We start from the raw sequence: 10,205 nt of genomic DNA, 5'->3' as shown, positions 1-10,205 counted from the left end.
GTTAGTCTCCTTATTCTGGATGTCTTAAAGGACGCCGGCTTCGTTCTTGAGCTTGTCAACCAACTCGGCAACCGTCTTGACCTTGATGCCGGCCTTGCGGCCCGAGGGCTCCTCGGTCTTCAGAACTTTCAGACGCGGTGCGGTGTCAACGCCGAAATCGGCCGGGCTCTTCTTGTCGAGCGGTTTTTTCTTAGCCTTCATGATGTTTGGCAGCGAGGCATAACGCGGCTCGTTCAGGCGCAGGTCGGTGGTCACCACCGCTGGCAGCTTGATCTCGATGGTCTGCAGGCCGCCATCGACTTCGCGGGTGACCGCAGCCTTGCCGTCACCGAGTTCAATCTTCGAGGCAAAGGTGCCCTGGGCCCAGCCGAGCAGCGCCGACAGCATCTGGCCGGTCTGGTTGCTATCGTCATCGATCGCCTGCTTGCCGACAATGACCAGGCCGGGCTGTTCGGCTTCCGCCACGCCCTTGATGATCTTGGCAACGGCCAAAGGCTCGACCGCATCGTCGGTCTCGACCAGGATTGCCCGGTCGGCGCCCATGGCAAGAGCGGTGCGCAACGTTTCCTCGGCCTTGGCCGGTCCGACGGAGACGACGACCACTTCCTCGACCTTGCCGGCTTCCTTCAGCCGCAGCGCTTCCTCGACCGAGATTTCGTCGAATGGGTTCATCGACATCTTGACGTTGGCAAGCTCGACCCCCGTGCCATCCGGCTTCACCCGGATCTTCACGTTGTAATCGACGACACGCTTGACGGTGACCAGAACTTTCATGATGTCCTTCCTTACGAAACGTTTGCGAGAAAATGCGCTTTAACGCAGCGGCCTGATTGTCGGTTGGCGACATCGATACGCGTTTTTTCTCCAATTACAATCTTTGCCCATTGCTCCCCCGCAAGATTGCCATGGGAAAAATACTAACGTTTACGTGCGCGTCAATAATTAATTGGAAGAATACAATCATCTTCTGCAGGGCCTCGATGGCTTGCTGTTGTGCTTGCTCGACTAATGCGCTGTTTTCAATCAATAACCTCAGTCTTTTGGCGTCTGTCGGGTTAAGATCAGGTGGGCCTGCCCCAAGGCGTGGGCTTCTTGATCGTCTCGGCAACAGCGGGTGGCGCCCCCGTCGTTGCTGCTTCAACATGCCGCACGGCGCGCGGCGTGACGATCGTACGGTCGAACAGCGGTACGTCGCGGCGTCGCAAAATGACCACCAGGATCAACCCGGCAATGATGCCGCCGACATGCGCGCCCCACGAAACGTCTCCTTCCGGATCGATGAGCACCATGAAAAACTGTTGGCCGATCCAGAATGCCAGTGGAATAAAGGCGGGCAGGGGCAGGGGAATGCGGAACAGCACCAGCACCCAGACGCGCACTTTCGGATGCAGCAGGAAATAGGCGGCGACGACGCCGGAAATGGCGCCTGATGCGCCGATCAGTGGCGCCTGCGATTCCGTGTTGATCAGACCGTGCGTGAGGGCACCGGCGGCTGCGCAGAGAAGATAGAAGATGAGGAAACGGAAATGCCCCAGCGCATCCTCGACATTGTCACCGAAGACCCAGAGGAACAGCATGTTGCCGGCCAGATGCCAGAAGTCGCCATGCAGGAAGGAGTAGGTGAGGTAGGTGACGTCATCGGGAACCAGCACGAGGTTGGGCGCCAGATGCGCATAATCGAAGGCGATGGCGGGAATGTAACCAAGGCCCATCGTTGCGGCATTGGTGAATTCTTCCGGTACCAGCAGCGGCCCGGTCAGCAACCAGACGAGCGTATTGATGGCGATCAGGCTGATCGTGACATACTGGACCTTGATATGCTTGAGGGAATTCGCGTCGTGCAGCGGTATGAACATAGGCGCGTCAGTCTCTCGAAACGGTGATGAGCGTCAAGCTTATCTGTTTTTTCCGGGAACCCAAAGCACATCCGATTTACCCTTGCCGTTGGTCCAGCGGGCGGCGACGAAGAAGAAATCCGAGAGCCTGTTGACATAGGCAAGCGCTTCGCTGCTGACGATCTCGCCGTCCATCCGGGCAAGGTCAACCATCAGCCGCTCTGCCCGCCGCGCCACGGTGCGGGCGATGTGCAAGGTGGCTGCGGCACCGCTGCCGCCGGGCAGGACGAACGAGCGCAACGGATCGAGATCGGCGTTCAGTTCGTCGATTTCGGTCTCCAGCCGGGTCACTTGCGCTGCGATAATCCGCAGCGGCTCATAGGCCAGCGTCTCGCCGGTGTCAGGCGTCGACAGGTCGGCGCCGAGGTCGAACAGGTCGTTCTGGATGCGCATCAGCATCGCGTCGAGCGTGGCAAGTTCCTGGGTATGCTGGCGTGCCAGCCCGATGAAGGAATTGGTCTCGTCGATCGTGCCATAGGCCTCGACGCGCAGGTCGCTCTTCAGGCGGCGAGGGCCGGTGGCCAGCCCCGTCGTGCCATCGTCGCCGGTCTTTGTGTAGATCTTGTTGAGTTTGACCATGCTCAGCGGCCGCCGCCGGTGAGCCACAGGGTCAGCATGATCAGGACGATCGCCACCGCCTGCAGGAACACGCGGGCCTGCATCAGCTTGTTGGACGTATTGCCGTCGCCACCCTTGGCCATATGGACAAGGCCGCGGACGAGAACGATGGCGACAAGGCCCATGACGAGCAGTGTCAAACCTGTGAGAAAACTATGCATGTGACTTACCCTTGCCTTTCAGCTCAGCCGAGGCGGCCGATAAAACGATAGAACAGCCCGGCCGGCAGCAGTTTCTTCAAAAGCGCACCCTGTTTGGCCGGCTGCGTCACGATGTAATGCGGCTTCGGCCTCTTCGCGGTCAATGCGCGTTTCAGCACAGTATACACCGCATCGGGCCCGAGCTTGCCTCTGGCCGGGGTACTCTCGCCCTTCAGCCTCCGCAGCTGCTTTTCGTATTCCACCGCATGAACCGATCCCTTGAGATCGATGAAGCGCTCGATATTGATCAGCGCATTGGCGGTAAAGCGCGAGGTGATCGGTCCCGGCTCGATCAGGCTCACTTCGATACCGCTGCCTTCAAGCTCCATGCGCATGGTGAGTGTCAGGCCTTCCAGGGCGAATTTCGAAGCATTATACGCGCCGCGCCACTTATAGGGAACTATTCCCAGAATGGATGAGCACTGGACGATGCGTCCGTGGCCCTGTGCCCGCATTGCCGGGATGACCCGCCGCGTCAGGTCGTGCCAACCAATGACATTCGTTTCCATCTGCAGCCGCAGCGCCTCCACCGGCAAGTCCTCGACGGCACCCGCCTGGCCATAGGCGCCGTTGTTGAACAGGGCATCCAGTCTGCCGCCGGTGCGGGCAAACACGTCATCGACAAGTTTGGATATGGTGTCCGGTTTGGTATAATCCATCAGGAAGGCTTCGATGCCGTCGTTTTCGAGTGCAGCCAGATCCTCCGCCTTCCGGACCGTGGCAAAGACCCGCCAGCCGTCCTTCAGGAGCGCGCGGGCGCACCAGGCACCGATGCCGGACGAGCAGCCGGTGACGATTATCGAGGGACGGTCGGTCATAATGGATCGTTTCCTGTAGAAATTGCTGCCCGGTTTCCCATATTCATGAACGGGTTACAATCGCAGTCGCATGATCAGACAGTTGGAGAGAGAATGCCGGCCTTCATTCGCATAGCCTGGAAGGTCGTCTTCGATGCCGTCTGGCATTTCAGTGAAGACGATGGCTGGGCCATGGCGAGCCATGTGGCGCTTTCCACCCTGCTGGCGATCTTTCCGTTTCTGATCTTCGGAACCGCGCTCGGCAGCTTTCTGGGGGCTGACCAATTCGCGACGACAGCCGTCCATTTCATTTTCGATACTTGGCCTGAATCGATCGCCAAGCCGATTTCCGATGAGGTCGTGCGGGTGCTGACCATCCCGCGTGGTGGTCTTTTGACAGTGTCGGTGCTGGCTGCCGCCTATTTCGCGTCCAATGGTGTCGAGGCCTTGCGGGTCTCGCTCAACCGTGCCTATCGGGTGGCGGAAAGCCGTCGCTGGTACAAGACACGCGTTGCAAGCCTTGCCTTCGTTCTGGCTGGCGTCCTTGTTCTTGCGATCGTCAGCCTGCTGCTCGTCGCCGTCCCGCTCGCCATCCGCTATGCCGGAACTTATCTCCCCTGGTTCAATGGCCTCCTGACCATGATCGACAGCTGGAGCCTTGTCGGCGTTTTTGTCATGCTGACCACCGGTCTCATCGTCAGCCATCTCTGGCTGCCGGATGGGCGCCGCAAGATCATGGACGTCCTGCCGGGTATCATCCTGACGCTGATCGCCTGGTCGATCGGCGCCTATGTCTTTGCGTCCTACATCACCACCTTCGCCACCTACGTCTCCACCTATGCCGGCCTCGCCTCGATCATGATCGCGCTGGTCTTTCTCTATATCGTCGGGGTCATCTTCATCCTCGGCGCGGAGATCAACGCGGCGATCATGAAATACAAGGTCAAGCGCATGGTGATCCGCCACATCATGGGGCGCAGGCAGGAGGAGGTGAAGGCGGATACAGCACCGGAGGAGGCTGAGTCCCCCCGGCAAAACGTCCTATAGGATCATTGCCCGGATATCATCAGGCGTCTTGCCAGCGTCGCGGAATGCGGCGATGCCGGTGTCCCGGTTGCTCTTCGACAATTTGCGGCCGTCCGGCCCTGGGATCAGCCGGTGATGATGATAGATGGGTTCCGGCAGGTTCAGCAATCTTTGCAGCAACCGGTGTACGGCCGTTGCGTGGAAAAGGTCCCTTCCGCGGACGACATGGGTTACCCCCTGCAAGGCATCATCAACGGTCACCGCCAGATGATAGCTCGACGGTGCATCCGAGCGCGACAGCACGACATCGCCCCAGGCGGCCGGGTCGGCCGGGATCATGCCGGTTTCTCCATTAGGCCCCGCGCCAGTCTCCTGCCAAGTCAAAGGCGCTTTCAGCTCAGCCATTGCCCTTCCCATGTCCAGCCGCCACGCATGTGGCTTGCCACTGGCAAGCAAACGTTGCCGGGCATCGACCGATAGTTTGCGCTCTTCGCCGGGGTAAAGCGGCGCGCCGTCCGGGTCGCGTGGCCAGCTCTTGCCATCCGCCTCGAATTCCGCAACCGCAGCCTTGATCGCGCCGCGTGTCAAAAAGGCCGGATAGACGAGACTCCTATCTATCAACTGGCCGAGCGCCTCCCGGTAAAGATCGAGATGCTCCGATTGCCTCCGCGCCGGTTTTTCCCAATCGAGCCCCAGCCATTCCAGGTCCTCGACGATCCCGGCTTTGAATTCCGGCGTGCACCGGGCAATATCGATATCCTCGATCCGCAGCAGGAAACGTCCGCCTTCTGCCTTTGCCATGTCATGATTGAGGATTGCCGATAGCGCATGGCCAAGATGAAGCTGGCCGTTCGGGCTTGGCGCGAACCGGAACACCGGTTGTTTTGACACAGTTTTGTTCATAGTTTCTTCTTGGCATGGAAGCGGGCTTCCAGCCATTGATTTTGCCCTTATATAGACCGGACGCCGGTGGCGCAGCGGAGGGGTGGAGATGCGGATCATCCGCACGCACGAGGATATCAATGCGGGCCTGAGCGGGCTGGTCATGCTCGACGCGCGGCTGGAGCATGTCGTGTCGAAGGCCGGCCCGGTGCCGCTGCGCCGCGCCGATCCCGGATATCGTGGCATCGCCAATATCATTGTCTCGCAGATGGTCTCCAAAGCCAGCGCCGCCGCCATCTGGAACCGGATGGAAACGGCGCTCGGCAGCATCGATGCAGCCAGTGTCACGGCGATGTCCGATGAGGACTGCCGACTGGTCGGCCTGTCGCGCGCCAAGGCCGACACGCTTCGGCTTGTCGCCCGCGCGGTTCTTGCCGGCGAACTCGATCTGGAGGCGATCTGTTCGATCGAAGGCAGTGCGGCAATCCGCGAAATGACGGCGATCAAGGGCGTCGGCCGCTGGACGGCGGAGGTCTATCTGCTGTTCTGCGCCGGCCACCCCGATGTGTTTCCGGTTGGAGACGTGGCGCTTCAAAATGCCGTCGGTCACGCATTGATGCTGGAGATGCGTCCGTCGGTTCGCGAGCTTGATTCGCTGACCGAACTCTGGGCACCCTGGCGCAGTGTCGCCGCGCGTCTGTTCTGGGCTTATTATGCCACGGAAATGCGCCGGGACGGCACGCCGGTGGCCCTTTAAGTCAAAAAGCGAATCTTTTGTTCCGTTTTTGCTTTTGGCTTCACAATCCTGACGCAACGGGCCTAATATAGAAGGTGCAGGTGCCGAATCGAGCAGGAGTATACTGGCTTGACGATTGCAGTCTCACCACACGGCCTCCCAGCGCTCGTGCTGAACGCTGACTATAGGCCGCTGAGTTACTATCCCTTGTCGCTGTGGTCCTGGCAGGACGCGATCAAGGCCGTTTTCCTAGACCGTGTGCATATCCTGGCCGAATACGATCATCAGGTCTCTTCCCCCAGCTTTTCCATGCGCCTGCCGAGTGTCGTCTGCCTGAAAAGCTACGTGCAGCCATCCCGTCATCCGGCCTTCACCCGGTTCAACGTGTTCCTGCGTGACCGGTTCGAATGCCAGTATTGCGGCTCGCCCGACGACCTGACCTTCGACCACGTGATCCCGCGCTGCTGCGGCGGCCAGACCACATGGGAAAATGTCGTTGCCGCCTGCTCGCCCTGCAATCTGCGCAAGGGCGGCAAACTGCCGCGCCAGGCCGGCATGTTCCCGCATCAGAAGCCGTTCCATCCGACGGTGCAGGACCTGCACAACAACGGCCGGCTGTTCCCGCCAAACCATCTGCATGACAGCTGGATGGACTATCTCTACTGGGATGTCGAACTGCAGCCGTAGCTATTCCATTGCTTGAGAGCAGGCCAGGGCAGGTGCCCCAACATCTTTCGTCATTCCTGCGCCTGTCACAGGAATCCAGCCGTGCGATATCTTTCGCGTGAAAAGGTCGCTTGCTCCAGGGTCTGAGCAACCGAATCCCCGCCATTAAAGCGAGGAGCACCGGTGGCAGGATTTAGGCCTTTGCAGCGCCACGCAGCGCGATTGCTGCCAGGATGAGGCTGGCAATGACGTTCCATCCGGCAAAGGAAAGACCGAGTACGCGCAGGGACGCATCCGTGCAGGATGGGCCGTGCTTGCTGTCGAGATCGCCGAGCAGGTCGCCGACATTGCCGGAAACGCCGGATGCCGACGTCGCGCAGGTCGCCGGGCCCTCCCAGAAATGCCATTCGACGCCGGCGTGATAGATGCCGGTTCCGGCCCCCACCAGCATCAGGATAGCAATGACCACAAGCAGTGCGCGCGTCGTCCAAACGGGTAATTTGAGAACAGAAGTGGCAATCGCGACGATGCCGATTGGAATGCCCCAATAATAGGGCGTGCGCTGAATCAGGCAGAGCGCGCAGGGGATATAGCCACCGATATGCTCGAAGGCGAGCGCGCCGCCGACAGTGCCCGTCATGCCGAGTGTGGCGAGGACGGACGGCAGAAGGCCACGGGGGGGCTGGGTCAGGCTTGCGCTCACGGCGGGCTCCATCGGGATGTCAGGCAAGGAAACGGTAGGCGGCGAAGATGGCGATCAGCAAGCCGGCGGCGGCGGCTGCCAAAAGTCCCAGGCGCTTTTCGATGAAGTCGCGGATCTCTTCGCCATAGCGCTGCAACAGCCAGGCCAGAAGGAAGAAACGCGCGCCACGGGCAACGATCGCCGAGACGATGAAAAGCCCGAGATTGATGTTGGCAGCACCGGACAGAATGGTCACGACCTTGATCGGTGGCAGATGCGCCAGGCCGGAGGTGACAAGCAGAAGCACGAGCGTTTCGTAGCCAACTGATGCCTTCATCGTCTCGAAGGCTTCGAGCTTGCCGTAGAAATGCAGGATCGGCTTGGCCAGCGCCTCGAAGGCGTAGTGGCCGATATACCAGCCGGCAATGCCGCCGAGCACGGAGGCAATGGTCGCCACCAGCGCGTAGCGATAGGCCCGTTCCGGCCGGGCAAGTGCCATCGGCAGGTAGAGCACGTCAGCAGGAACCAGAAAGACGGAGCTTTCAACGAATGCGATGACGGCGAGCCACGCTTCGGCGGATTTCCGGGCGGCGAGCGACATTGTCCAGTCGTAAAGGCGTCGAAGCATCAAGGATTTCCAGTTTCGCTTCCCGCCTTTTAGGCAGGATTGGCCATGCTGTAAATGATTTGCTGCGGATGCGAATTGCACAGTTTTGTGATTCCCGCCCGCTGATCTTGAAAATCCCGGTTGACCGTTCCGAAAAGGTTCGTGTAAACGCTTTTTGCTACCCCGAAAGGTATCCGTGCCCCGTTGGCGGAATTGGTAGACGCGCCTGACTCAAAATCAGGTTCCGAGAGGAGTGCTGGTTCGATTCCGGCACGGGGCACCATTAATCACTGGAATTATCCAGTTAAATCAACAGTTTCAATGCTTTAGGCCTCTCCTTTGGTACATTCGATGGTACAGGGAGAGTACATTCGTGGGTCTTGTTTTGTTTTATGCGCAAGAGGTTAAGTCGGGGTGGCGCTATCGCCGCGTGGTTCCAAAACTGCTTAAGCCGATCGTAGATAAGAAGGAATTTATCAAGGCACTGGGTAAGACCCGAGCCGAGGCTTTAAGCGCCTACCCACAGGTTCACGCAGAGTTCGAAGGTGTCATCCATAAAGCTGAGCGATTTCTCGCAGAGCAGACCGACCCGAAGAATTTACCGATACTGACGAAGCTCGATCTTTATCTTGAGGGTATCGCCAAGGTTCGGCGCATGGGTTTCGATCCCCACGATGCGACCGTCGATCTAGACGACCCCGAGAGCGTCATGGAGGACCATGCCCGAACTTCCGTGGCAGACGTGATCTTGGGCGACTACATGAGAGACCCGACTTCCGGTGACCCTGTAGGCGTTACAAGGCTGGATGAGTTTGTTGTGCGAGCGCTCAACGGTGGCGCACCTCCGGCCCCTGAGCCGACACTGGAAGATGCCAAGAAGCTCTACATTGCCGAGAGGGTTACGGGAACCGAGACTGAGATCAAGAAGAAGGTCCAGCGCCTTGACCGCATCACGGGGTATATCGAAGCTGCCTTGGGTCGCCCTCCGACGATCCCACAATTCAGTCGCTCCGACGCAAAGCTGGTGCGCGATGATATGCTTTCCGGTAGCCTCAAACCGTCGTCAGTGAAGCGTGACCTCAACGTCGTGAAGGCGATGTTCAATCACATCATCACCGAAATGCAGCTAGCGGGATGTATGAACCCGTTCGCCAAGCTGCCCATTGCTGGTCTCAATGAAGACCCCGAGGACGAACTTCGCGATCCGCTACCCGACGACATTCTCCAATCCATCCGGCGCCTGATCCTCAACAGCGCTAATGATGACCTTCAGGCTGTCTGGCGTCTTTTGGAGGGGACTGGTTGTCGCTTGGCCGAGGTCGTTGGCCTCAGAACCGAGGACATGGTTCTTGACGACGAATGTCCGCACCTCGTCGTGACGTGGCACGAGGAACGCAGGATCAAGAACAATGCTTCCAAACGGGAGGTTCCGTTGGTGGGCGATGCCTTGGACGCGGCGAAGGAGGCCCTCGCAGGGGCTGCTGGACGAAAGATGCTGTTCGCCCGGTACGGAAAAGAAAGCGGCCCAACGAACGCTTCGGCTTCCCTCATGAAGTATGTGCGCAAGGTAACCGAGGACACGGCCCATGCAGTCCACTCACTGCGTCACAACATGAAAGATCGGCTAATCTTGGCAGAGGTGGCCGAGATGGAGCAGAACCTTATTCTTGGTCATTCCCTCGGTGGTGTCGGAAGCCGGACTTATGGCGGCGAGAAGGCCAAACTCAGAGCGATCACCAAGGCGATGAAAAGGGCGTTCGGTGTGGAGGAGCCCGTTGCGGTCACTGGTGCCTGAGGACCGAGATGCAGCGAGGAGTAGTCAGGAAGGGCATCTTAGCCGACGCGGTTCGCCACAAGCGACGGCACGAACTTTGGGGGGGCGGACTCATAACGGCGGAGCATCCCACCCCCGGTCGCGTTGGCTCAGAAAGCTTGTCGGTGAGGCTGGTGGCGTTCCGGCAATTCTCCGTTGCTCCTCCTGCGTGACCACAGCTTCGAGCTGTCTTATCACGCCCTCGACATGGGGGCACATAGACGAGATGGTCGCCCTCCATTGATGTGAGGCCCTGAGCGCCTTCTCCCAATCGTGCCAGCGA

The 10,205-nt window shown here is 59.4% G+C and carries 12 protein-coding genes and 1 tRNA gene; 5 read left to right on the top strand and 8 right to left on the bottom strand.

Annotated elements, in window-relative coordinates; genetic code table 11:
* Window positions 1-24: 24 nt before the first annotated feature.
* The 5 genes from ASC96_RS28245 to ASC96_RS28225 all read right to left on the bottom strand — a co-directional run bounded on the left by ASC96_RS28245 (window position 25) and on the right by ASC96_RS28225 (window position 3,531).
* Window positions 25-774: an electron transfer flavoprotein subunit beta/FixA family protein gene (locus ASC96_RS28245; RefSeq protein WP_060506394.1), complete on the bottom strand. Its 750-nt coding sequence runs from the start codon at window positions 772-774 to the stop codon at window positions 25-27.
* 287 nt (window positions 775-1,061) lie between these two features.
* Complete coding sequence (locus ASC96_RS28240; RefSeq protein WP_060506393.1) at window positions 1,062-1,856, bottom strand: rhomboid family intramembrane serine protease; 795 nt, start codon at window positions 1,854-1,856, stop codon at window positions 1,062-1,064.
* Between the two features lie 39 nt (window positions 1,857-1,895).
* Window positions 1,896-2,474 (bottom strand): cob(I)yrinic acid a,c-diamide adenosyltransferase, encoded by a 579-nt coding sequence (locus tag ASC96_RS28235; protein ID WP_060506392.1) that lies wholly within the window; start codon window positions 2,472-2,474, stop codon window positions 1,896-1,898.
* Between the two features lie 2 nt (window positions 2,475-2,476).
* A complete protein-coding gene (locus ASC96_RS28230) occupies window positions 2,477-2,674 on the bottom strand; it encodes a twin transmembrane helix small protein (RefSeq protein WP_037099680.1) in 198 nt (65 codons plus the stop codon).
* 23 nt (window positions 2,675-2,697) lie between these two features.
* Window positions 2,698-3,531, bottom strand: a complete 834-nt coding sequence (locus ASC96_RS28225) for an SDR family oxidoreductase (RefSeq protein ID WP_060506391.1) — start codon at window positions 3,529-3,531, stop codon at window positions 2,698-2,700.
* A gap of 93 nt (window positions 3,532-3,624) precedes the next feature.
* Here ASC96_RS28225 and ASC96_RS28220 point away from each other — a divergent pair, with 93 nt between their 5' ends.
* The gene (locus ASC96_RS28220) at window positions 3,625-4,557 is read left to right on the top strand and encodes a YihY/virulence factor BrkB family protein (protein WP_060506390.1); all 933 of its coding nucleotides are present in this window, start codon (window positions 3,625-3,627) and stop codon (window positions 4,555-4,557) included.
* Here the strand turns inward: ASC96_RS28220 and gluQRS are convergent.
* On the bottom strand, window positions 4,552-5,439 hold the full coding sequence (gene gluQRS, locus ASC96_RS28215) for a tRNA glutamyl-Q(34) synthetase GluQRS (protein WP_060506389.1): 888 nt from the start codon (window positions 5,437-5,439) through the stop codon (window positions 4,552-4,554). The genes ASC96_RS28220 and gluQRS overlap by 6 nt on opposite strands.
* 88 nt (window positions 5,440-5,527) lie before the next feature.
* Between gluQRS and ASC96_RS28210 the strand changes: the two genes are divergently transcribed.
* Window positions 5,528-6,175, top strand: a complete 648-nt coding sequence (locus ASC96_RS28210; protein ID WP_060506388.1) for a DNA-3-methyladenine glycosylase — start codon at window positions 5,528-5,530, stop codon at window positions 6,173-6,175.
* 108 nt (window positions 6,176-6,283) lie between these two features.
* Entirely contained in the window at window positions 6,284-6,841 is a 558-nt protein-coding gene (locus ASC96_RS28205; protein ID WP_037125657.1) for an HNH endonuclease, read from the top strand.
* 172 nt (window positions 6,842-7,013) lie between these two features.
* Here the strand turns inward: ASC96_RS28205 and ASC96_RS28200 are convergent, their stop codons facing one another.
* Both ASC96_RS28200 and ASC96_RS28195 read right to left on the bottom strand, forming a co-directional pair.
* Window positions 7,014-7,535: a disulfide bond formation protein B gene (locus tag ASC96_RS28200; protein ID WP_060506387.1), complete on the bottom strand. Its 522-nt coding sequence runs from the start codon at window positions 7,533-7,535 to the stop codon at window positions 7,014-7,016.
* A gap of 7 nt (window positions 7,536-7,542) precedes the next feature.
* The gene (locus tag ASC96_RS28195; protein WP_060506386.1) at window positions 7,543-8,130 is read right to left on the bottom strand and encodes a YqaA family protein; all 588 of its coding nucleotides are present in this window, start codon (window positions 8,128-8,130) and stop codon (window positions 7,543-7,545) included.
* Between the two features lie 177 nt (window positions 8,131-8,307).
* Here ASC96_RS28195 and ASC96_RS28190 point away from each other — a divergent pair.
* Window positions 8,308-8,392: transfer RNA gene (locus tag ASC96_RS28190), tRNA-Leu, on the top strand.
* A 90-nt stretch (window positions 8,393-8,482) separates the two neighbouring features.
* Entirely contained in the window at window positions 8,483-9,904 is a 1,422-nt protein-coding gene (locus ASC96_RS28185) for a site-specific integrase (protein ID WP_060506385.1), read from the top strand.
* Window positions 9,905-10,205 lie beyond the last annotated feature (301 nt).

Source organism: Rhizobium sp. Root1204 (assembly GCF_001424965.1).
Classification (GTDB): Bacteria; Pseudomonadota; Alphaproteobacteria; order Rhizobiales; family Rhizobiaceae; genus Pararhizobium.
This window is presented reverse-complemented; position numbering and strand designations above follow the sequence as displayed.